Origin of the sequence: Ureibacillus acetophenoni, assembly GCF_900220965.1 — a bacterium.
Taxonomy (GTDB): Bacteria; Bacillota; Bacilli; order Bacillales_A; family Planococcaceae; genus Ureibacillus; species Ureibacillus acetophenoni.
Genome location: NZ_OBQC01000016.1, coordinates 37,184 through 61,614 on the forward strand (window position 1 = coordinate 37,184; position 24,431 = coordinate 61,614).

Here is a 24,431-nt window from a genome sequence, read left to right on the forward strand (position 1 = left end):
CATGCAACTCACAAAAATAAAAAAATCCATCAGCGTCGACTCTCCTCAACACCGATGGATTCCCAGTTTTAACTATTCATTATGCGTAATATAAACTTCCCCCAGAATTTCCCTCACTTGGTAGCTGTCTTCAGCTAATTCCTTATCAACAAAAGCTTGAACTTCTGATTGCTCTAGATCGTACATTACTTCAATTTCTTTTGAGAATAAAAGCTTCTCTTTTGGAAGTAATTTAGCTAAAGATGGTTGTTGTTTCGGTTGGATGTCTTCCTCACCCAATATTTGTTTTAACCCTTCCACATAGTATTCGAATGGGCGACCACCTACAATTTTCACACCTTTGTTCTCTTCATTAACCATAATAATAGTAGGGAAGCCTCTAGCACCTAAACTTCTTGTAAGAGCAAAGTCTTCATTCAATAACTTGTTACCATTTCCTCTCTCTGCTTCATTTACGATTGCTTCACCATCTAATCCAAGTTTGTTTACAATATCAATCAATACAGATTCCTCTGAAATATTTTGATTAAATGCAAACAACTCTTCTCTCATTCGGCGTAAAAATTTTAATGCTAGTTCATCGTCATACTTTTGTTGAATCACTTTAAATACACGAGATGGTGGGAATGAGGATTGTACTGGATTATCAATCATTAATGAACCATCAATCGGCATTCTTGAAAATTCCCCAACTTCTCTCCAATGAGGTGCAACATCTGCCGGTTTAAAAATACCGTTTGCCGGATCTATTGGACCGTCATGCCATTTTTCTAACAGTCCACCCATAACTGCCTTGAAGTTAAAGTAATGGCCATACTGTTCTACAAATCGACCTAGTACAGGTTCAATTGCCCAACAATGTGAACAGATAGGATCTGTTACGTAGTATAAGTTAACCGTTTTCTTAGGTTGGTTGAAATCAATAACTTGTAACTCCTCCTCTTCTGATACACCACATACTCCTGTTTCTAAATCACAAATCATTTGTTGATTCTTCATTTTAAAAACCCCTCTCTATTAATGTTTTATTTCCTTTGGTTAACTACAGTTTAGGTGATATTAAAAATCAACAACACCAATAATTCCTTCAATCTGTCGTTTATCCAACACATAATCGAAAGTGTTTAAAAAACTATCGCCCAAATAAAAAATAACCTTCGATTAAATCGAAAGTTATTTTTCCATCATATTAATTTGTTGTTCTGCAAGTAATCGCCATTTTTTCGCTTTTTCCAGATCTTTTTTCACGTCAATCCCTTGTTCATAAATCCTTGCAATATTTATTTTAGATTGTAGATCCCCTAGGAGTGAAGCTTGTTTGTAGTAGGAGAGAGCCAACTTGCCATTACGCCCAATATCAATTCCATTCTCAAAAATAAAACCTAGGTTAAATAATGAATCTACATGATAGACATTTGCGCCTTTTTTAAACCAATCAATTGCCGTTTTTATATTTTGTTCTTTTCCTAACAGCCCATCTAAATATATGGAACCTATACGATATTGTGCTTCTTCATCACCAAGTTCGGCAGCTTGCAAGTAATATTGGAAAGCACGTTCTTCATCTTTTTCAATTCCTACACCTTGTTCATAGAGTATCCCTAAAGTAAACATTGCTTCTGGAACATTTTGTTCTGCCGCAAATGTAAACCACTTAACTGCCTCTACCTCGTTTTCTTCTACACCTTCACCGTTTAAGTACATATCAGCTAAGTTGTTTGCCGCGTCAGCGTGTCCTTTTTCAGCTGCCTTTTTATAAAGCTTAAAAGCTTCTTCATAATCTTCTTCCATTATCTCGCCATCGATATAGCAATTCGCTAATAAATATTGCGCTTCAGTATTTCCTCTCGAAGCAGCACTTTGCAACCAAAATAGATAGCCATCATTTTTTTTAATCTGCTTATAAGTTTCAGCAACATATAACATTGCTTCTTCATTTCCGTTACGTGCAAGATCAAGCTGGGACAGTATGTCATTAATTTGTAATTCGTTTAATGGGTTACTTGATTCTTCAAGTAATTGTAATAACAATTCTTTATTTGAGTACAAAAATTACCACCTAAATTCGGTTTGTTTAAATGCAGTTAAAAAAGTGATTACTTATTTGTTCGAATAATATTCAACTAAATAATTTTTAAATTGAGTTGCAGCAGGTGATAAATAACGCCCTTTCGCCCAAGCAACGCCAATTTTTCTTTCACAAACAGGATCTGTAACTCTAATCTTTTTGACATGATATTCATTTAAACCTTTAATCTCCGGAATTAAAGAAACACCTAGTCCTGCTCCAACAAATCCTGCTACAGTGTGCATTTCTTCACCTGCAAATGTCGTATTTGCCGTTACTCCAGCTTGCTCCAAAAATTGATCAACAATATTTCTTAAGGCATTTCCACGCTTAATAGAAATAAACTTTTCGTCCTTTATTTCTTCTAATCGAATTGTATCATGATTGGCGAATTTGTGATTATTTGGAACTATGACAAATAGTTCTTCACTCCAAAGCTCTACCCACTGTATATCCATTATTTTTGACTGAATTTTTTGAGATAAACATAAATCGATGCTTCCTTCTTCTAGACCTTTTAATAAATTATAGGAAGAGCTTTGGGTTAACGTAAATTTCATATTAGGATACTTTAGAGGAATATGTGCCATTAATTCAGGAACTACAGACATACCTAACGTATGGATAAAACCAAAAGAAACTTCACCAAATCCTGGTTTCACTAATTCATTTATTTCTTCTTTTGCTTTATCAAATTCATCTAAAATAATATCTACGCTTTCTAAAAACAATTTCCCATATCGGTTAAGAAATATCGATCGACCTTGCCGATCAAAAAGTGGCACTCCCAATATTTGTTCGATATTCGAAATAGACTTACTTAAAGCTGGTTGAGAAATATTTAACTTTTCAGCAGCTTGGGTCATATGTTGCAATTGAGCAACCGTTTTAAAATATTCCAATTGTTGAATTTCCAACTATCTTACCTCTTTCTAATCGATAACTTTTGGGAATTGATTTAATAAAAATAATAAATTGTACTTATGTATTGTTACTACTATAATAAGCATTAACATTAAGTTTGCATATCAAATTGTTTTAAAAAAAACAACCACTTTTAGTTAATTTTCATTTCTTTGACACAAAACAACGATACTTAAAAGGAGTTATAAAAAATGAAAATCATCCCGCCAAAACCATTTACTATAGAGGCTAGCAATCGTGCTGTTCTATTACTTCATGGTTTTACTGGCAATACAAACGATGTAAAACGTTTAGGTCGTTATTTAGCAGAACGCAATTATACTGTTCACGCACCATTGTATAAAGGACACGGTGGGGCGCCAGAAGCACTTATTAATACAGACCCAATCGAATGGTGGAATAGTGCTGTAGAAGGGTATGATTATTTACGTAGTCTAGGTTATGATGAAATTGCGGTTGCTGGAGTTTCACTTGGAGGAATCTTCTCCTTAAGACTTGGCGAAGAACGTCCAACGAAAGCTATTGTAGCAATGAGTGCACCTGCTATTGCAAAAAGTACGGATAGTCTTCAAAATCGAATTGTCGATTATGCGATTAAATATAAAAAATTGTCTGGCACATACGATGAACAAAATGACAGCCCTTCAAAAGTGGCTCAATATGTTCGCATGCCGTCCCTTGAGTATTTACAAGGTATGATTAATGATACAAGTTCAAAATTAGATACAATTCAAACACCAGTTCATATTTTACGAGGACTGAATGATGATGATTATTACTGCCAAAGTGCAGATATAATATATAATTCTGTAAAATCACGTATTAAATCAGTAAAGAGTTTTATTAATTCTGGTCATATTTTAACTTTAGATAAAGAAAAGGAACTTGTTTTTGAAGAAGTTTACCGATTCTTTGAAAGTTTAAAATGGAATGATTAAATTTTTTAAAATTTTTAAATTGTCTGTTTAAAAATCTTAAAATTGGCAACATTATTATTGTATCCCCTAGCAAATTCCCCAATTTGCTATAAAATAAATGTCCTTTGTGGCATTACATCCCTATAAACAAGCTACATTTAAGATTCCCCGTCTTAAATTGTAGCTTGTTTTTATTATTTGTATAGTGTTAACGAGATTATCCTATAACTTGTTATTGTACCTTCCCATACTTTCCTGCACCACCTACATCGATCGATAATTGCCCTTTACGTGCTTTATCAATAAGTATAGCAATCTTTTGAGGAATAACCTCTTCTAATTGTTCCAAGGTAACGAAATGTAATATATTCATTTCGGTCCCAAAAGCATTTAACATACGTTCAATCATTTTTGGCCCAACCCCTGGAATGAAATCTAAAGGTACTTGATGGACATAAGGTGGCCTTTTTCTTCTTGGCTCTTGTAAATCTGACAGCTCATGAATGCGTGTGGAAACTCCTTTTATAAAGTGACGGCTCCCACAATTAAGACAAACAGATTCTCCTTTAGTTAATGGCTCACTACAATTTGCACATGCTGTTGAATGATACTTACCAAGTAAAGGATTCAATCCATAGTTTTCAACAACTTTTCGTCCTTCTCTTTCTTGTAAAGCAAGTTGGAGTTCTTCAAAGGTTGCATCCTTCAACTCCACTTTTTGATATTCACGCGCTAGTTTTCCAAGAGAATGGGCATCGGAGTTTGTGACAAATGTATATCTCTCTAATTCACTTATATATTTCACCATTTCTGAATCAGAACTTAATCCAAGTTCAATTCCATCAATTAATGTTGGATCAAATACCTCCGTTAAGCTACTGATTACTCCTTTACCATACAAACTTTTAAATGGCGTAAATACATGAGCAGGTATAAAAAGTCCACCCAATTCCTTAACCTTATTTTGTAATGTTAGCCCATCACAATAAATCCTCTGTGAACTTAGTTGTATATTTTTAAGATGTAAACTCATCCAATTAGAGAATTCCTTCATTATTGTTAATGTAGGAAAGTACGCTAACACATGTATTGGACCGTGACAGTTTTCATCATATATTTCAATTTCAGAACCAGGAATTAAGGTTGTGTTTTGATAACGTAAACCACCTTGTGACAATTGTTCTATTTCACCTTTTTTTATGAGTACTTCAACCTCTTCAATTACTTCTGGAGAATGGCAATCAATTATACCTATAATATCTAAACCTTTTTTAGAACTTGCCGTATCAAGAATATTCTTCAGTGTAAGGTCTCTACTACCTGTAATTTTTACGGCTTTTCCACTTTCTGTCCTACCGATGTGAATATGTAAATCTGCAAAATAATGACTGTTCATAATGCTTCCTTTCAGCTTGAATTTTACTTTTAGTCTGTCACTTTAAATTAAAAATCTTACAATTAGATTAATGACAAATAACTCCAAAAAAATAAACCCTAAAGTTTTTCTTCTCTTAGGGTTTACCATTTCGTGATTATTAATTTATTATTTTATATTCTTTCACTGTTCCCGAATTATATCTAACTTCTAATTCGAATTTCTTAAAGTCATCTGTTAAATCGAAAGCAGTTAATATTTGAACAACAATTTCACTTTCGTCGGTATTTTCATCAAAATTCAATTGTTCAAAGTATTTTAGTAAACTGTTTTTTGCTTCTTCACCTGATACTCGGACATTATTCACTTCGTCTTCAATTTCTGCTTTAATGTTATTTTCACCAAGATATTCATAATCCACTTCAAATGAAATGTCATTAGCATACTCAATGTCTAAGTCGAAGTCTAGATACTGTGTTAGAGCGGTAACTTCTTTTCCTCCATTGTTATTCACTTCAGTTCGCTCATTTGCATGTTGGTTATTGACTGCGTCTGTATCTTCTTGTGTCTTCGTTTGTTCCGTATTTGCAACATCAGCATTGTTATTATTGGAAGTTGTTTCTTCTGTATTATCCTTATCATTTGCTGACGTATTACAACCATAAAACAGCACCATAGACAAACTTAATAACATGATCATAAAAATCCTCATTAATATGCACCATCCCTTTAATATGTTATTTCTCACATATTTTCCCCGAGAAATGAGATTTTATCCTTTATCTACATGATTTTTTCACGAGTAGAAAATCTGAAAAAACCATCTGCATATTTGATGCAGATGGCTATTGTAACTTATGCTTTTTTCTTAACAGCAGTTTTTCTTTTTCGAGTAGTTGTTGTCGTTGATTTCTTACGTGTTTTATCAAGAGATGCTTGTAAAGCAGACATTAAGTCGGTCATATCTGAAGGGATTGTTGTTTCCTTTTCTGATGCTGTAACCGTTAGCTCGCCCGCTTTTTTCTTTTCGATTAATTCTAATAATGCTGTACGGTAATCATCTTGGTATTTATCTGGCTCAAATTTATCAGATAGCTGTTCGATTAACATCATTGCCGTATCTAACTCTTTTTGAGCTATTTTTTCATCACTAGGGATATTCGGAACCTCTTCCGCATTTCGGACTTCATCTGGAAAATGAATTGTCTCCATTAATAACGTATCTTTATACACACGCACAATGGCAAGCTGTTCTTTTGAACGAATTGTAATTTTGGCAACTCCAATTTTCCCTGATTCTTGTAGCGCCTTACGTAATAGTGCATATGGTTTCCCACCTCCACTATCCGGAGCTAAGAAATAACTTTTTTCGAAGTAAATTGGATCAATTTCCTCCAATTTTACGAATTCTAATATTTCTACTGATTTATCTTCATTTTCTTTTTTTAAGTTTTCTAATTCCTCATCATCCAGAACGACAAATTTATTTTTAGAATACTCGTACGCTTTAACAATTTCTTCGTTTTTAATTTCCTTATCGCAAACAGGACATACTTTACTATAGTTAATCGGACTGTGACATTCTTTATGCAGCTGTCGTAATTTTATATCTCGATTTTCTGTAGCTGTATGTAGCTTAATTGGAATATTAACTAATCCAAAACTAATGCTACCTTTCCAAACTGTATGCATTTTTCTCACCTACTTTTTTCTTATTATCTGTTGTTTTCATTCTTCTATGTATAAGTACAAAAGATATCCAAAAACTAATGAAAAAAGAGGTTTTGCTATTGAAACCAATGCTTTTAACTCCAGCTGAAGAAATCCCTTTAACGAACAATTGGATCTACGAAACAAAATATGACGGTTATCGATGTCTTTTGTATTGGGATCATAGTGGAATTAAACTAATGAGTCGCAATGAAAAAGAATTATCGCAATTGTTTCCTGAAGTTATTGCATCTTGTGAGCAATATACAAACATAATATATCCATTTCTTCCACTTATTTTAGATGGTGAGCTTTGTTATTTAACCAACCCATTTAAAAGTGAATTTTCTATCGTACAAACCCGTGGAAAAATGCGGGCCGAAGATACGATAGAACAATCATCTAAAACTTTTCCTTGTCACTTTATTGCATTCGATGTTGTTGAATATAAAGGATTAAATATTTCACAATATATACTTTCAGAAAGAAAAAGCTTGTTAAAATCTATATTCGAAACAATTCATGCTCCGACTAATGTACTTAATGATAAAAATTATTTATTCCAATTAATCGATGTATTTAAAGATGAACAAGAAGCTTGGGGAAAGGTGAAGAAATATAATGGTGAAGGGGTTATTGCGAAAACTATTAATAGCGTTTGGTCAAGTGGAGTTCGCTCAAGACAATGGCTAAAACTAAAAAATTGGCGATTTGTGAAAGTGATTGTAACAAAGTATGACAAAGAAAATAGCTATTTCCATGGTTCTGTTTATAGAGATGGACAATTAGTGGAAATTGTTATTTTCAAGCATGGCCTTTCTGAATCTGAAATGGACACGTTAGTTTCCTTTTTTCAGAAAAATGGTAGAAAATTATCTTCTGAAGTATGGTCACTAGAACCATCTATCTGTGTAGAAATTGCTTGTATCGACTTTGATGGAAAGAAACTAAGGGAACCGAGATTTCATAAATTCTGCTTCGACGTAGAACTTCAAGAAGTGAATTGGAGGGCAATGCAAAGATCTCTAAACCCTATTCCAGAGGTTGTGCAAATTACTCATCCAGATAAGCCGGTATGGCCAAAAGCTAACTTAGAAAAAGACGACTACTTACATTTTTTACAACAAGTTGCACAGTACCAACTTCCTTTTTTAAAGAACAGGTTACTTACGGCAATTCGATTTCCACACGGAGTTCCTGGAGAAAGTTTCTATCAAAAAAATGCTCCTGATTACACACCGGATTTTGTGCAAACAAAGCGACATGAAGACATAAATTATATTATTTGTAATAATATAGAAACACTTTTATGGTTAGGCAATCAACTCGCACTGGAATTTCATATACCTTTTCAAACAATCGATACAGAATTCCCAACCGAGATTGTTTTTGATTTAGACCCACCATCAGTAAATGAATTCACTCTCGCTATAGATGCCGCCTTAATGATGAAAGAGATTTTTGATCAACTAGGTTTACAATCATTTGTTAAAACATCAGGTGGAAAGGGATTACAAATCTATATTCCTATACCAAAAAGCACTTTTTCGTATGATGATACACGAATTTTTACTGAGTTTGTATGTATGTATTTATGTATGGAAGCGCCAAGTAAATTTACGACAGAACGGTTAAAAAAGAACCGACACGGGAAATTGTATTTGGATTATATTCAACACGCGGAAGGAAAAACGATTATTGCTCCGTACTCATCTAGAGGAAATGAGCTTGGCTGTATAGCTACACCTCTACGTTGGGAAGAAGTTACACACAAATTGCGACCTGAATTATTCACTATACCTGTAGTAATCGAACGTATTAGAAAAGATGGAGATCCTTTTTTACACTTTAGAGAAGTTGGTGAAAATCAAAATTTCGAGGTCGTTCTAGCTAACCTGAAAAAGTTAATTGAAACAAGAAAATAAACCTTCACCTAAATTGTAAATTGTCCAGTTAATACAATTGGATAATTTCGAGGTGAAGGTTTTTCTAATTGAAGGAATAACTAGTTAAGGTTGTAGACTTTTTAACCCTTGAAGAACTATAAAGTTGATACCATAAAATAATAACGACGATAACATCTATAAAGTCTCCACCATAGTACATCGTCATACCACCTAACTCAGCATCTTGCTTTGATACACCACGCGGAGGATTTACATAAATCCATTTGGATAGAATACTATGACCAGCCATGTAAAGAATGATTACAATTGAACGCATCTTAAAAGAGGTACGATGTGGTGTTGGGTCAATATAAATAATAGAGATTGTAAATAAATACCCAGCCAAAAATATGTGTAAATGTACGATTAACGCCAGAAGCCAGGAATGGTGCATTGCTTCAAATAATTTCGTTGTATAAAGAAGCCATAGCCCTCCTAAATTTAACGTGCTTGCTATGATTGGATGACTCACAGTTTGAATATATTTACTCTTCAATAACTTACTTACTTTTCTAGCAGCTGGCACTGGTATAGATCGAAGTAATAATGTCATAGGTGCTGAAAGAGCGATTAACAATGGACCTAACATTCCTAGTAATAGATGACTATACATATGAAAGACGAAATTAGTATGAGCATTTTCTGCAATAGGCCCGATGCATGCCGAAGCAATAACAATAATACCCATAATAAATAATATAGTTCGATAGAAAGGCCATTTACGGAATACTTTATTTGAATAGTTAATAGCTAATATATATAAGAAAATAATTAGGATAAAGGGAATGAGCCATAAAAAGCTAACTAGATTCATTGGATAGTCATTATGATGCAACTTTTCCCTCACTCACTTTTGTTTTATTTTTTTCACCTTTTAAAATAATTAATCCAATCACAATCATGATTGCAGCTATAACATTCCAAACTAAGTCATAGTAAAAAATTTCAACATCGTATCGTATTTGATGTAACCTCATAAGTTTATGTTGGATAATACCGTCATACAATTGGAATACCCCTGCCCCCAATATATACGAACCAAACCAACGTTTCTTCTGCCAACTATTTTTCTTTTTTAAATCGGCGACCATAAATAATGCTGCGACTGTCGCAAACCAGCTAAATGCATGAAATAATCCATCTGAAATTAATCCAACACTCGTTGTCGACTTATCGTAAAAATGGTGCCAGTGAAGTAGTTGATGAAAAATCACTTCATCAATAAATGCAACAGCGCCTAATCCAAATAAAATCCCAGACCAAAAATTTAAAGATTCCGTTGTTCGATTTAGTGTCCTCATTTTCCCAATCCTCTTTCGCATAATTTTCCATTAATTTCATATTTGCCATGAAAGATGATTTTTATAATAGCGACTACGTAATTATTCTAGAAATAGAACGCATAACAAGTTGGCGCTTAGCCTGTTAGATGCAGATATTAGAAAAAATGCATTTGTTATTAGAAAATCCACGAGGGATATTAGAAAAATTCACGACTTATTAGAATCGTCTTTTGATTTCCCTAGGTTTGAAGCACATATTAGAATAAATACATATGTTATTAGAAAATTCACGTGGAATATTAGAAAAAATTCAGGACTTTTTAGAATCCACAAAAAAATGGCTCCCCAAAAACGAGAGCCATTAAAAATATTTAATTATCTCTTCACCACATTAAAGTTCTCATTAATTAATAACCAATTTTGTGGGAATGGGAAGCCTAATTTCCAATAACTAATGCCACGTAAACCAAGACGTTTCATTAAATTAATCTTTGCTTGGATTGACCGCGCATCTTCAAACCAAACTTTATGAGCTACGCCATCTGAGCTTACATAGTTAAAGTTTGGTGCTTGTGCTTCATAATCATAGGCGATAACTGCATTATTCTCTCTAGCTATTTCAATTGCTCGTTGTGGACTAACCGCACGAGCATATTCCCCGCCTTCAACATAAGGGAGCTTCCAATCATACCCATAAAGATTCTGACCCATCATAATTTTATTTGCTGGCATTTCAGTTAATGCATACCTAATCACATCTTCAACAGGACCAATTGGAGAAACAGCCATTGGCGGTCCACCTGAATAACCCCACTCATACGTCATCAGTACAACAAAATCTACAATTTGACCATGTGCACGATAATCATGAGCCTCATACCATTGGCCAGCTTGCTCTCTACTTGTCTTCGGTGCCAACGCGCTCGAAATTAAAAAACCTTCATTATGCAAATAGTCGGCAGCTTTTCGTAAAAAATTATTATATGCTTCTCGTTGGTCTGGTGGTAAAAATTCAAAATCAAAGTGAATATCTGTTACTCCACCAATTCTGCGTGCCTCATCGACAATGTTTTCTAATAATACATCTTGAACAGCTGAACTTTGCAAAATCGCTCTGGCTAAATCATCACTAAATTGACCTTCTTCTAAGTTCGTTACAACTAACATTAATGAGGCGCCCGATTCTCGAGCAACTTCTGGTATTCCGTTAGTTGGAATAGGATCTAAACTCCCATCTCTTCTAGCTTCATAACTAAACGGAGCTAAATACGTTAAAGAGGGGCCAACTTCCCTTGCTTGGTCTAACAATTCTTGACTAACCGTTTCTCCCATCGGCTCAATATATATATTGACCTCAGCGTTCGTTTTTTGCATCGGTGGTATATAAAGCCTCGTACCAACTTGTAATGGCTGATTAGGATTAATTCCGTTTATTTGCGCAAGTGTATTTGGGTTTTGACCAAATCGTTGTGCAATGGAAAATAAAGTATCGCCCGCACGTACCCAATAATAACTACCCACAATAGGAATAACAAGCGCTTGCCCAATAACTAATGCGTCATTTTCATTTAATTGATTTGCTTGTAATATTGTTTGATAATTAACACCATATGCTTGTGAAATCCCCCATACAGAATCCCCTTGTTGAACTACATGGATTTGGATGATAACACTCCTTCTATCACTTTTTTCACAATTCAAATGCATTGTAAGAAACACTTCGATTCATTTTATGATTCATCTGCAAAAGTCATAACAAAAAAAGTGCCAAGCACCCAAACAATTCTAAATCTCAGAATTTTTGAGTACTACAGCACTTAATTCACAATATTATGTTCAAATAAATAATCATAAGAAATGTCTATAAATACAAATTCTTTATTATTTATAGGCATTGAATAAGTTCTCGTCAGTTCACCTGTTTCAATATCACTATATGCCGATGACAGTTGGCCTTTCTCATCATTTCTCATTTTAATAATGTTGAAAAGGAAATAAGGTCGCCAACTCCAATTTTTCCCTATTGCGTTATTATGAACGTTCCAAGTACCATTTTTAAAGAAAATATTCGGTGAAGTTTGGAATCCTTCTTCATTACATATATAAAAACGGAAAGCATAGGCTTCTAATTTTTTTGATAACTGTAAGAGACTATCGACATTATTGCTTGCAGGTTTTACTTCTTCTACGATGGTTGTGATCGTTTTTTGAAGTTTTTTCATCTCATCATATTTTAATTCTAATAGTTTTTTCTCAGCAGAAATAAAATGTTGACATTCACTTCTGAACTTTTCCTTTAATGTATATCGAGAAATGAATTCCTTCACTGGCTTTTGTAAACTTTCGCCTTTAAAATAACGGGCACCATTTTTCCATGCATGATGCAGTTGGTAATCCGTTTGGATATTTTCAAAGAGTAACGACGCTCCTATTTTTAATGCAAGGGATTGAAGTGTTGTGAAAACATGATTTTGAGCTCCCCATTTATTATAATTCAGTTGAGTGACGTTAATTTTTAAAACTGTTGGTTCAAGCATCAATATTTGGTCGAGATTACTTTGGGATCCGATATTATCTAGCGCCACTTTTACTCCATAAGTCTTTATATATCGAAGAGGATGGAGTAACTGTTCGAAATCCCCGGTTACATTATGTTCTGGAATTACTAAGTAGATATGTGGAAATAATGACTCATCCAAATATTTTTTCAGCACATTAAAATACAATTCACCAAAATCAGTCATTAATAAGTTTGGATTGCACGGTAAAAATAAACTTACTTCTTTTAATTGTTCTAAAGAAGCTTTTATAGATTTTTCAACAATTGATAACTGTAACTCTTTTCGCAATTCCGGAGACTCAGTTTCATTGTAAATAAAATCGTTAATATTATAAGAGTTCCCCTCATCTTCAAAACCGATGACTTCATAGCCCACAAGAACGTGTTCATCTGCACTATAAATGGGTTCATAAAGTATTTCTAACAAATCTAGTTTCTCTAAGACGTCAAGAACATTCATTAACATAAACCCCCACACACATAATTATGTAACCCAACAACTATTTATATTTTTAATTATACATTAATAAAAATGTTAGAAAAAGTAATAATAAATGTATATTTTTAAATAAAAACTTATAATTATACAACTGAACACAATAAACATTTAGTTAATTCTTATTATATGCAAATAGAATGTATTTCTGTACTTATTTTTATAGAATACCAACAACATCTTATTTGTTTAATATAATAATAATTCAAATACACATACAAAAAAAACAATCACCTCAATAAATAGAAGTGATTGTAGAAAAGATTAGGCTTTTGCTTTTTGATTCACAACTCTTTTAAGAAATAAAGACAAAATCAATGCAACTAGAGCGATAAATGTTGCAACTAAAAATGATAATTGAATTCCTTCAAGTAATGCTTGTGACTCAATTGTCTTTATTACATCCTCTGTTAATGTCCCTTTTGCTGCTGCATCAGCTGCTAAACTTTCACCAACAGATGTACTTTTTGAAGACATGATTGCTACTAATACTGCAGTCCCAATTGAACCTGCAATCTGTTGTATCGTATTATTCGCTGCCGTACCATGAGGGTATAGTTTTGCATTTAACGAGTTTAATCCATTTGTCGCGATAGGCATCATTACAAGGGCAATCCCAAGAGAACGAACCGAAAATACACCTATAATATACATATAACTTGAGTCCATATTTAAGTGGGATAACATAAAAGTGGTAATAACCATGATCGATAAACCTATGATGGCTAATGGTTTGGGACCAATTTTATCAAATATTTTCCCTGTTACTGGAGACATAAATGCCATTACAAGGGCACCGGGTAACATCATTAAACCAGATACAAATGGTTCAATTCCTCTTACACTTTGAACATAGGCAGGTGTTAAAATCATACCACCCATCATTGCCATGGATAATACTGCACTAATAATAGCTGCTAATGCATACATTGGCGATTTAAATACGCCCATATCTAATACTGGTGATTCGAGTTTTAATTGTCGAAGTACAAATAAAATAACCCCTATTATACCAATAATCATCGTTGTTATGACAATCGGATCTGTCCAACCCTTCTCACCTGCAGTACTGAATCCATAAAGTAATCCACCAAATCCAATAGTTGATAACACTAAGGAGAAGTAATCTAAAGTTACTTTTCTTGTCGGCAATACATTTTCAAGTTTCCAAATACTAAAAAGAATACTAATAATAGCAAATGGCAATATCATTGTGAAAAGAACTCTCCAATGATAATGTTCAACAATATATCCAGATAATGTTGGCCCAATAGCAGGTGCGGCGATCATAACTAATCCAAATATACCCATTGCTGCACCGCGCTTTTCTACAGGAAAACTAATTAACATTACATTCATTAATAATGGTCCCATAAATGCGGCACCAACTGCTTGTAACATACGCCCTGCTAATAAAACTCCGAAGACTGGTGCAAGTGCTGCAAGTAATGTACCTAATGTAAAAATGATTGTCGATACAATAAATAAAGGTCTAGTGTTGTATCGCGTAATAAAAAATGCTGAAGCAGGAATTAGTATCCCACTAACTAACATATATCCATTGGCTAACCATTGAATGGTTGTATAGTCTACTCCAAGGTCTACCATCATAGATGGGAGAGCAACATTGAGTAATGTATTATTTAAAAAAGCAACAAAAGCACCCACAAATAAAATAACAATCATTAAATATGGGGGCTTTTTCATAACTTGTTCAGTTTGCATCTATATCGTTCTCACTTTCTAATCTAATATTTTAGATGAAATTTATTTTATACCCTCAGTCCATTTATTTCAATATTTTTATACTATAAGTTTAAAAAATGTTTTAATGAAAGGGTTTACAGGCTATACTTGTGGTATAATTTTTTTATTAAAAACGATAAGGTGATCCCAGTGAACAAGCGTAAACGCCAAATAATAAGATCAGCGCGTAAATTATTTATTGAACAAGGTTTTAACGATACTTCTATTATGGACATAATTGCAGCTGCAAATATTTCAAAAGGAACATTTTATAATCACTTCAACTCAAAAAGTGAATGTTTAATTGCGATCTTAGAAGAAGCTCGAGAGGTAGCCACTAACCGCCGATATGAAGTAGCAATGAATAAAGAGCTTTCCGATGTGAATGTTTTAATTGAACAAATTTCTTTACTTATGCACGTAAACCGCGAACATAACTTAGTTCGAATATTCGAATCCATTTCAGGAAGTAACGATCATGAACTTAAAGCGGTTATGGAAAAGCATTTAATTTTAGAATTGTACTGGCTTTCCAACCGTTTGGTCGATGTATTTGGAGAAAAAATAAGAAGAGTTTCATTTGAATTAGCAGTGTATGCAATCGGCATGATGCAAAGTATTTTACGTACTTATGTCAGTGCGACAGGACAACCTGCTTCCCCTGAAATGGTTGTAAGTACGATTATTAAAAACGTCGAAACAATTGCACCACGTCTTTTAAAAAATGAGAACCAAGAATTGATCTTCACTCCTGACATTTCTCAAGCTTTAATCAATAAAATTGAAGATCGGCCAGTGTCAAAACAGTTAATCATAGATCAGCTGAAAGGATTTATTAATAACTTAACTGAGGTTGATTCAAATAAGGGTTATGAGTACGCTTCATACTTACTTAAAGAATTAGATTCTAAGGAAGAGTGGGACTCAATTTTTGAAGCTGTCCTTTCTGCGTTCAATCGAACTTATAGTAATACTCCACATGAAGCAGAAGCTCATCAAATCGCTATATATATTTGGCGATATTTAGATATCAACAAAGAAAAAAGGACATAACGATAAACACCACATCACTCTTATTGAGTAATGTGGTGTTTTATTATTTTTTATCGGATTCCTTTGGTTGTAAGTCATGAAAATCATCTGCAACTTCCATTTGCATACGATGACTATGATTCACACGGGAAATATTATTTGGCTTATCAACGTTTATAAATACATGATCTCGTAAATATCGATGGTAGTACAGCTCTCCTGCGGCAACAAATAGGGACGATAATAGTGCAGTAGACATTAATGAAATATCACCATCAAATAAATAAGAACCTAATCCCCATACGACTAAAAAGGAAAGTATTAGATCACCAGCAGCTGCTATCATATTTCCTATCTTAGGTAATACAACCATATCTCCAATAAATGCGATAATCGCTAAGGCAAGACTAATAATAATGATATCCGCTAGTGAAACATTGAAGAATAACCCTAATACAATGAATAAAACCCCTAGTGTCAAGACAAGTTTAATCAAAAATGCTTTTGCATACTGCATAAAAAACTTTCTCCCTTCACTTATCTTCTTTATATGTTAGGGTTTCCTATTATTAGCCCATCATACGCTTGTGAGATTATTGAGTGAGATGAAATTTGGTTTTATGGATTAAAGAAGGTCTAAATAATAAAAACGCCTTACATCAGTTAGCTACTACAACTAATGTAAAGCATTCATATATCGTACATTGAACTAATTAATCCAACTCATAATATCCACAAACAACATGTCCTACTGCTTTTGCAGCAACAAGGAGTGCGTCTTCATCAATATCAAATTTTGGATTATGGTTGAAGTAAGGCTTTTCGACTCCTTTTGGTGTACAAGCAATGTAGAAGAAGCATGAAGGGAATTTCTCAGCATAATAAGCAAAGTCTTCAGACGGTGACATTGCTGGGTATTCCTTAACTTCTTTAATGACTTCATCATTTGCATTCTTTAAGAACTCAGCTACTTTTTCTGTTAGCTCTGGATCATTGTATAATGGTGGGTAATCATTTTCGTAAGTTAATTCACATGTAACTCCAAATTCCTCTTCTAACCCACGAACAAGACGTTTCACTTCTTTTTCAATTGTTTCTTTTGTTTCCATCGTCATGTATCGGATGTCACCTTCAAGCTCTACGCTATCTTTAATGACATTAAATGTACCTTTTCCATCGAACGAACCTATCGTAATTACACCAATGTCAAAAGGACTTAATCGGCGACTGATGATCGTTTGGGCAGCTGTTACAAAATGAGCTCCCGCAACAATAGCATCATTCGCTAAATGAGGTGAAGAACCGTGACCACCTCTACCTTGAATTTTTAGTTTCAAATATGCTCGTCCATTAAATGACCATCCAGCATGATAACCAACTTCACCAGCAGGACCCATCGGAAGTAAGTGAATACCGAATACGTTATCTAAATCATCGAGTAAGCCAGATTCAACGATACTTTTTGCACCACCTGGCGGAACTTCTTCTGCATGTTGATGAATAATCTTAATCGTACCTGGAATTTCATCTTTTAATTGAATCAAACAATCCGCAAGAACCATTAAGTATGCAGTATGACCATCATGACCACACATATGGCTTACACCCTCGTTTTTTGAAGCAAAAGGAAGCCCTGTTTCTTCAGGGATTGGTAGAGCGTCAAAATCTGCACGTAACCCGATATTTTTACCCGGTTTACCACCTTTAATCGTTACGATAATTCCGTATCCATTCCCAACATTTGAATGTACTTCAACATCTTTTCCTTTATAAAAATCAAGAATATATTGAGCAGTTTTTTCTTCCTTAAATGAAATTTCCGGATTCTCATGTAAATGTCTACGTATTTCAATCATTTCTTCCTTACGAGATTCAAGCATTTCCATTAATTTCGTTTTCACGAGAATGCACTTCCTTTTTGCGAGATAATGAAAAGAGTTTTGGAATGCGTATAGATCAGAAATTTTCCCAATCTATACGCACTGTAACTTACTATTTAATTCCCATTGCTGGTTTTTTACTAATCGTTTTTCTAGGTGTAGACTTTGTATCTACATTCGTTTTACCTGCGTTATTAGGAACTAGGAACATAACAGATATTACGGATAGTGTACCGAAAATAATGTTTACAATTAAACCTACTGTACCTGCAGCAGCAAAGTTACCGCTTGCTGCTACCGCACCATATGCAGTTGCAGAAATTGCAACACCAAATGCTCCACCTAATGAACTTGCCATTTTATAAACACCAGCAGCTTCTCCGACTTTGTCAGCTGGTGCATTTGTTACAGAAGTATCTGTTGATGGAGTTGCATATAGTCCTAAACCAAGTCCATATAAAGCAAAACCGACAAATACTGAAACTGTGTAAGCAAAGCCTGGTAAGAATGTTAAAGCCATCATAGCTACACCAACAGTTGTAATAATACCGCCCCAAATCATTGGTTTTTTCGCACCAATTCTTTGAAGTACTTTTTCACCAACGCGAATCATCAGTAGAACAACAACTAAATAACCTAAAGATAACATACCTGATTGGAACGAACTATAACCTCTACCTTGTTGTACGTATGTGTTTGTAACAATTAGCGCACCTGCAATAGCATTTAATAAGAAGTTAGATACTGTTGCACCTGTGTATGCTTTGTTTTTAAATACCGCAAAATCAACCAAAACCACTTCTTTACTTTTTTCAACTTTAACAAATACGATTAACCCAATTACGGCAACTGCTAATGCAATTAGAGAATTTACGCTTGTCCAACCCCAGCCTGCACCGTAAGTGATAAATAAGTTTAATGCGATCATTGTTACGATAAAGATTCCTAAACCTGCATAGTCAAATTTAAATTTACCAGTAGATGCTTGTTTACTTTCTGGTGTATCTTTTAGTAGGAATAAACCAACGATTGCAAAGATAATTGAGAAGATGAAAATCCATCTCCAACCTAATGAAGTTGCAATAGCACCACCTGCAAATGATGCAAACCCAGATCCACCCCAAGAACCGATTGACCAGAAACTTAATGCACGTTGACGATCTGGTCCATCAAAATACGCTTTAATTAAAGCAATTGTAGATGGCATAATAAATGCTGCAGATATCCCTTGAATAACACGTCCTATAACTAGTAATACTGCGCCTTGAGCAAATACTAGACAAAGGGAACCGATAATACTTAAGATAAACCCGATAACTGCTATTTTTTTACGACCTACTTTATCGGCAAGACCACCTGCTGCAACGATGAATAGTCCTGAGAACAATGCAGCTAAACTAATAGCAATATTTAATGTACCGATTGAAACGCCTAAATCTTTTTGTACTTCTGGCACAACGTTTACCATTGCTTGGGCAAATAACCAGAATGTAATAACACCAAATACAATCCCAATAATCATTTTATTAGTGCCTTTATAACCGTTTTCCATATAATAGCCTCCTATTTGTATTTGAAAACTTATATCTGCTTATGGTACTTTTCCCTTAAGCATTTACGTTAATACTGTATTGAAAGTGAGAATTACTGACAGATGAATCATGTCTTTTCCAAGCTCGGATTATTGGTTATCTTTTATTTTCCCCCTCACCGTTGATTACATGTTAATTATAAAAAAGCTCCGGAAATTAAATGAGTCATTATTTGCGTATAATTACTAAAGCACACTCCATTTTTTTCACTTACAATAACTCACGTCAAAAAAGGGAGGTAATTTTTTGACCTACCGAATTGTGCGGAAATACTATAACAAAATAAAAAAGCCACCGTTGCTTTTATACAACAGTGACCACTATAGTATTGCTTTTCGAATCTCAAAAAAATGAATGGCATTTAATGTTAGATAAGAATGAAAAGTCCATTCTTCCGTAATTGTCTCATCAAAGATTTCTAATTTTGGATGGCTTGAGCGATTGATATAGTCAATAATCTCTCTATCCAATCCATGCTTACTATTTAAATTTGACCATTTCGTATAAAGAGCACCATGGTCCCGATCAAATATATATTTTCGTACCTGGTATTCTCCTTGCTCAAGTCCCCTAATTTTTACTAAAATTTCTTTATTCAACTTCTGAAGTAAGGACTCTTCCACCGAATAGTACGGATTAATTGTATTACAATTCATAAGTACTAACTGATATCCCCTGTCGTTTTGCAACATAACATAATCGAACCCTTGGCTAATTATTGTGCCATACAACCTTTTAGCAAACATCATCGCAAAATAGGCTGGCCGTTTTCCGCTAAAATAGTGGAATAACTCCATCCCCTCAATTCGAATGCGCTGACCATTACTGTCATTTTCATGTAATGCTGTGTTAATCCAGAAGCCAATAGATTCCACCTCATTCACAATGTCTAGCACGCTTTTTAAAACTAAGGCTCCCCTGAAAAATATTCCATTGGTAAACCTTGTGTTTCCAGATAGCGTATTCCATGAAACAAGATGAAGTGGTTTATCAATACCACTTTTCTTCAAGTAGGCTTTAACCTTAGCTGTTTTCTCTTTTAAATAATCTTGTGTCATATTAAAACGCTTATCATTTAATTCCTTAAAATCTACAACATCATTTTGGTTTGAATGATAACCTATAAAATCTATATGATCCCCTTCTGTTAACAACCATTTGTGGGATTCCGTTGTTTTCTCATCCTCAAAGGAAAACGGTAAAAATACACCTATTTTAACATTTGGCACCATCTTTTTTAGTAAATGATACAACTTCATGTATACCCTTTTTAATTCCTCATCTTTAACCGCAGTATAATAAGGTTCGTAAAATAAAAAATGCCACGTATTTAAATAGGAAGAACCATATACTTGTAAACAATGTTTAATAAATGCAGCTAGCTTTTTAAAATTATTGTCTTCATCTGCTGTAATTTCTTGATAATCAATTCGTATAAATAAGGAAAGATCATTCTTTTTAAGAAAGTTTAAGGATATGTCTGCTTTAAAATAAGGCGAACTTGTAGCGATTACTTCGTCTGTTTCAACATCAGCAGTAATCGTTTCTCCTCTCAACAAGTTACTAATCCCTACATAGTCTAATCTCATATCCTCTTTAATCATTAACAATTGTTTTCTAACAGGGTCTTTCAGTAGCTCTTTCAACTCTCTAACAATGACTACATGCTTTGGACGAGCTATTTCTTTATAGATTGGTTTTGTTAAATCTAATGTTAATTCTTCAAATCTAGATTCTGTGTTTCTGTATGATTGGTCTAATTTATTTAATACGATGCCTAACTTCCTTAAAATTTCAGTTGAATGAATTAATTGTTCCGCGTCCTCTAATGGATAACTTTCAAAGGAATCAATTTTTTCATTTGCATGGTTTTCTCTGTAAACATGTGGTGTAACACCATAAGATTCTTTAAATAAAGTCGTAAAGGATTTTGTATTGGCAAAGCCATTTCTCATCGCAATTTGTGAGATTGTTTCATTCGTATACAATAGATCTTTCACACTATGCTTCAATCGGATATTCATCAGAAATCGACTAAATCCCATTCCCGTTTTTTGTTTAAAATAACGTGATAGGTAGCTTGTTGAAAGATAAAACTTTTTCGCCATATCTTCTAAAGTAATAATTTGATGATAATTTCTTTCTAAATACTCAATGATTTGTGATAGTCGATAATCATTCGTATCTAGTTTTTCAAAGGCGCTTCCTTTATGCTTAAATCCTCGGATTAGATTCAGTAATATATCACACAAATAACTTTGGATTTCAAGTCGATAACTTTCATCTCTTCGACAGTAAGAAATCATCAATTGAACAAGTTGTTTTCTAATGTTATTTAACATCTGCTCCCTGCCCATATCAACTTCCTGTGAATAACACTCAAACCGACTATTCCGATATTCGTCGTAATACTGATCGATAAAGGCATCCGTAATATTTAGTTGTAAGACACTATTCCCACCATTACCTTTTACTTGAAAAAGTTGATTTCGGTTAATAAGTAGTAAATCTTGTTCTTTTAAAACATAAAATCTGCTATCAATTTCAACTGTAATTTCTCCGTTAATTACAAATATTAGTTCTAGTCCATGATTAACTCGTGGAGATAAGAAATTTATTTCCTTTAATGATATTTGGAAATCATTTAATGATTGGTCCATATATTCACCCTAGCTTTCAAGCTTCATTTAAAATTAGATCTGTTTGTTTACTCATTTCAATCGTTTCTATAAATTTTTCTATCGTCGAAGTCATGTAAGTATCTGCTCTTCTAATAAAAACGGTCCTAACCTTACTATATTTTTCAGGAAGAGAATGGATTTGAATAAGTCCACTTTGTTTCATATGCTCTACTGAGGACATAGGAACAAAGGATACACCAAGCCCCATAGAAACACTACGTAGAATTGTTTCTAAAGTGCCAAACTCCATTACTTTTCGAGGAATAATATTTTGGTCTTTATACCAAGTTTCAAGACGTGCTCGGTAACCGCATCCTTCACTAAAGCATAAAAAGGGTTCTTCTTTTAAATCCCCAAGTGATCGTTCTTTCATATCTGAAATGAGAACGAGCTCCTCATTAAATACTTCATGAGAAACAAGGTCTGGATGAAAATCTGATTCAGTCACAAACGCTCCATCCAATTTATGATTTAAGACTTCTTCTTCTAGTGTCTCCGTTACACCAGTAAATAACGATAAATCAACATTTTTATACTTCTTTATATAGGTAGATAATATTTTTGGTAAATGATATACCGTTTCAACTGTACCAATTTCCAATTTACCCGTCGGTTCATTTTTATTTTGAACAGCTTTTTTCATCTCTTCTGTTAGTAATAAAAGTTTTTTACTATAGGATAGGAGCACTTTCCCCTCAGGAGTCAAAGTCATTCCGCGGCGATGTCGGTTAAATAATGGAGTATTCAATTCCATTTCGAGCTTCTGAATTCTCGACGTAATATTTGACTGTACATAGTTGAATTCCTTTGCCACTTCTGAAATTGTCCCTTTTTCTGCTACCATTTGAAAAATCTCTAAATCCTTAAATTCCATATTACTCACACCCTTTTCTATCTATTTATCTATATTTCTATGATATCAAAAATACTGATAATAATCCTTATTAATATTCATTTTACGTGATAATAAAATCGAGCTATGATGATGTGTAAGATAAATGATAAGGGGTATTGGAAAAAATGAAAAATAATGTATTATTAGGAACTGTTTTATGTTTAGTCGCTGCGGTTTCTTGGGGGGCAATGTTTCCAGTTGCACATGATGCATTTAAGCACATCGATCCTTTCTATTTCACAATCATTCGTTATGGATCTGTGACAGTCATTTTAGTAGCAATACTATTATGGAAAGAAGGAAAAGAAGCTTTCAGGTTAGAAGGAAGAGGTCTTCACTTATGGTTCTTTGGGACAATGGCCTTTACAGTTTATAATCTATTTATCTTTTGGGGAGAAGATATTTTAGGTGAATCTGGAATTATGGTTGCGTCCATTATGGAATCACTTATGCCGATGATCTCCATTATCATCGTCTGGATGATTTTTAAAGACCGTCCACATGTTTTTACATTACTATGTGTATTAGTATCGTTCATCGGTGCTATTTTAGTAATAACAAAAGGGGATATTAAATCATTTTTAGGTGCTACAGATCAATTTATTCCTACTATGCTTATCTTAATTGCAGTCATTGGTTGGGTTATATATACAATGGGTGGTAGTGAATTTAAAGGCTGGTCTGCTTTACGCTATTCAACTTTAAGTTGTTTACTAGGAACTATAACTGCTATTATTCTTACATTCTTATCTTCCTTAGTTGGATATGTACCGGTTCCATCAGTAGATGCGATTATGACAGTAAGTCCACACTTATTGTTTATGATTATTTTCCCTGGTGTCATTGCATTGTTAGGTTGGAACATTGGCGTTAGTTTGTTATCACCTTTAAACGCATTATTGTTCATTAACTTTGTTCCTGTTACTACACTAACAATTTCAATTTTCCAAGGAAACAAAGTAACAATATTCGATCTAGTAGGTACTTTCTTAATCATCGTTGCGCTCGTTTCAAATAACCTCATGATTAGAATGCTACAGAAGAAAGAAGCAAATCAGCATGTTCAATCTAACTTTAGAGAAAGAACATCTTAGGAACAAATTCATATGTTTTCAAAAAGTCGATCACTGTTCTTTTAGACAGTAGTGATCGACTTTTTGATTTCACTAAAATGGAGTACATAAACATAAAAAAAATCTATAGTAGAACCTCTTCTACTATAGACTTAAGTTATTCTAATAAATTTGTATTGACATAGTTTTCCGTTTTACTTTATAATTCAAAACGGTTAAATAATAGTAATGTTTAACTTCATTTCGCTAAGGC

At 33.7% G+C, this 24,431-nt stretch carries 20 protein-coding genes; 4 read left to right on the forward strand and 16 right to left on the reverse strand.

All coding sequences use genetic code 11. The annotated features are described in order from the left end of the window. Positions 1 to 72: 72 nt before the first annotated feature. From CRO45_RS16900 to CRO45_RS16910, 3 genes are all read right to left on the reverse strand, one after another. Positions 73 to 999, reverse strand: a complete 927-nt coding sequence (locus CRO45_RS16900) for a DsbA family protein (RefSeq protein WP_097150806.1) — start codon at positions 997 to 999, stop codon at positions 73 to 75. Between the two features lie 174 nt (positions 1,000 to 1,173). Continuing rightward, complete coding sequence (locus CRO45_RS16905) at positions 1,174 to 2,049, reverse strand: tetratricopeptide repeat protein (RefSeq protein WP_097150807.1); 876 nt, start codon at positions 2,047 to 2,049, stop codon at positions 1,174 to 1,176. A gap of 51 nt (positions 2,050 to 2,100) precedes the next feature. After that, complete coding sequence (locus CRO45_RS16910) at positions 2,101 to 2,985, reverse strand: LysR family transcriptional regulator (protein ID WP_097150808.1); 885 nt, start codon at positions 2,983 to 2,985, stop codon at positions 2,101 to 2,103. A gap of 198 nt (positions 2,986 to 3,183) precedes the next feature. Between CRO45_RS16910 and CRO45_RS16915 the strand changes: the two genes are divergently transcribed. Continuing rightward, entirely contained in the window at positions 3,184 to 3,930 is a 747-nt protein-coding gene (locus CRO45_RS16915) for an alpha/beta hydrolase (RefSeq protein WP_097150809.1), read from the forward strand. A 211-nt stretch (positions 3,931 to 4,141) separates the two neighbouring features. Here CRO45_RS16915 and CRO45_RS16920 read toward each other — a convergent pair whose 3' ends face one another. From CRO45_RS16920 to ku, 3 genes are all read right to left on the reverse strand, one after another. Next, positions 4,142 to 5,305, reverse strand: a complete 1,164-nt coding sequence (locus CRO45_RS16920) for an endonuclease Q family protein (protein WP_097150810.1) — start codon at positions 5,303 to 5,305, stop codon at positions 4,142 to 4,144. A gap of 139 nt (positions 5,306 to 5,444) precedes the next feature. After that, positions 5,445 to 5,984, reverse strand: a complete 540-nt coding sequence (locus CRO45_RS16925; RefSeq protein ID WP_170949537.1) for a YusW family protein — start codon at positions 5,982 to 5,984, stop codon at positions 5,445 to 5,447. A gap of 155 nt (positions 5,985 to 6,139) precedes the next feature. Further along, the gene (gene ku / locus CRO45_RS16930) at positions 6,140 to 6,976 is read right to left on the reverse strand and encodes a non-homologous end joining protein Ku (RefSeq protein ID WP_097150812.1); all 837 of its coding nucleotides are present in this window, start codon (positions 6,974 to 6,976) and stop codon (positions 6,140 to 6,142) included. A gap of 65 nt (positions 6,977 to 7,041) precedes the next feature. Here ku and CRO45_RS16935 point away from each other — a divergent pair, with 65 nt between their 5' ends. Next, the gene (locus tag CRO45_RS16935; protein WP_328588648.1) at positions 7,042 to 8,919 is read left to right on the forward strand and encodes a DNA ligase D; all 1,878 of its coding nucleotides are present in this window, start codon (positions 7,042 to 7,044) and stop codon (positions 8,917 to 8,919) included. A gap of 64 nt (positions 8,920 to 8,983) precedes the next feature. On the opposite strand, the gene CRO45_RS16940 is transcribed toward CRO45_RS16935, so the two are convergent. The 5 genes from CRO45_RS16940 to CRO45_RS16960 all read right to left on the reverse strand — a co-directional run bounded on the left by CRO45_RS16940 (position 8,984) and on the right by CRO45_RS16960 (position 15,004). Continuing rightward, positions 8,984 to 9,775, reverse strand: a complete 792-nt coding sequence (locus CRO45_RS16940) for a cytochrome c oxidase assembly protein (RefSeq protein ID WP_235864644.1) — start codon at positions 9,773 to 9,775, stop codon at positions 8,984 to 8,986. Beyond that, positions 9,765 to 10,241, reverse strand: coding sequence for a DUF2243 domain-containing protein (locus CRO45_RS16945; protein WP_235864645.1), 477 nt, complete (start codon positions 10,239 to 10,241; stop codon positions 9,765 to 9,767). Before CRO45_RS16945 ends, CRO45_RS16940 begins: the two co-directional genes overlap by 11 nt. A 357-nt stretch (positions 10,242 to 10,598) precedes the next feature. Continuing rightward, on the reverse strand, positions 10,599 to 11,888 hold the full coding sequence (locus CRO45_RS16950) for a glycoside hydrolase family 18 protein (RefSeq protein WP_097150844.1): 1,290 nt from the start codon (positions 11,886 to 11,888) through the stop codon (positions 10,599 to 10,601). Positions 11,889 to 12,040: 152 nt separating this feature from the next. Then, complete coding sequence (locus tag CRO45_RS16955; protein ID WP_097150815.1) at positions 12,041 to 13,243, reverse strand: EAL domain-containing protein; 1,203 nt, start codon at positions 13,241 to 13,243, stop codon at positions 12,041 to 12,043. Positions 13,244 to 13,543: 300 nt separating this feature from the next. Then, positions 13,544 to 15,004: an MDR family MFS transporter gene (locus tag CRO45_RS16960; RefSeq protein WP_097150816.1), complete on the reverse strand. Its 1,461-nt coding sequence runs from the start codon at positions 15,002 to 15,004 to the stop codon at positions 13,544 to 13,546. Between the two features lie 171 nt (positions 15,005 to 15,175). Here CRO45_RS16960 and CRO45_RS16965 point away from each other — a divergent pair, with 171 nt between their 5' ends. Further along, a complete protein-coding gene (locus tag CRO45_RS16965) occupies positions 15,176 to 16,078 on the forward strand; it encodes a TetR/AcrR family transcriptional regulator (RefSeq protein ID WP_170949538.1) in 903 nt (300 codons plus the stop codon). Positions 16,079 to 16,121: 43 nt separating this feature from the next. Here CRO45_RS16965 and CRO45_RS16970 read toward each other — a convergent pair whose 3' ends face one another. The 5 genes from CRO45_RS16970 to CRO45_RS16990 form a co-directional block, all read right to left on the reverse strand. Continuing rightward, entirely contained in the window at positions 16,122 to 16,574 is a 453-nt protein-coding gene (locus tag CRO45_RS16970; protein ID WP_097150818.1) for a DUF2512 family protein, read from the reverse strand. Positions 16,575 to 16,770: 196 nt separating this feature from the next. Further along, positions 16,771 to 17,958: an amidohydrolase gene (locus CRO45_RS16975; protein WP_097150819.1), complete on the reverse strand. Its 1,188-nt coding sequence runs from the start codon at positions 17,956 to 17,958 to the stop codon at positions 16,771 to 16,773. Between the two features lie 91 nt (positions 17,959 to 18,049). Next, positions 18,050 to 19,489: an MFS transporter gene (locus tag CRO45_RS16980; RefSeq protein ID WP_097150820.1), complete on the reverse strand. Its 1,440-nt coding sequence runs from the start codon at positions 19,487 to 19,489 to the stop codon at positions 18,050 to 18,052. A 360-nt stretch (positions 19,490 to 19,849) separates the two neighbouring features. Further along, positions 19,850 to 22,189 (reverse strand): helix-turn-helix domain-containing protein, encoded by a 2,340-nt coding sequence (locus CRO45_RS16985; RefSeq protein ID WP_097150821.1) that lies wholly within the window; start codon positions 22,187 to 22,189, stop codon positions 19,850 to 19,852. Positions 22,190 to 22,205: 16 nt separating this feature from the next. Continuing rightward, the gene (locus CRO45_RS16990) at positions 22,206 to 23,084 is read right to left on the reverse strand and encodes a LysR family transcriptional regulator (RefSeq protein WP_097150822.1); all 879 of its coding nucleotides are present in this window, start codon (positions 23,082 to 23,084) and stop codon (positions 22,206 to 22,208) included. A gap of 146 nt (positions 23,085 to 23,230) precedes the next feature. Here CRO45_RS16990 and CRO45_RS16995 point away from each other — a divergent pair, with 146 nt between their 5' ends. Next, complete coding sequence (locus CRO45_RS16995) at positions 23,231 to 24,199, forward strand: DMT family transporter (protein WP_097150823.1); 969 nt, start codon at positions 23,231 to 23,233, stop codon at positions 24,197 to 24,199. Positions 24,200 to 24,431: the final 232 nt, after the last annotated feature.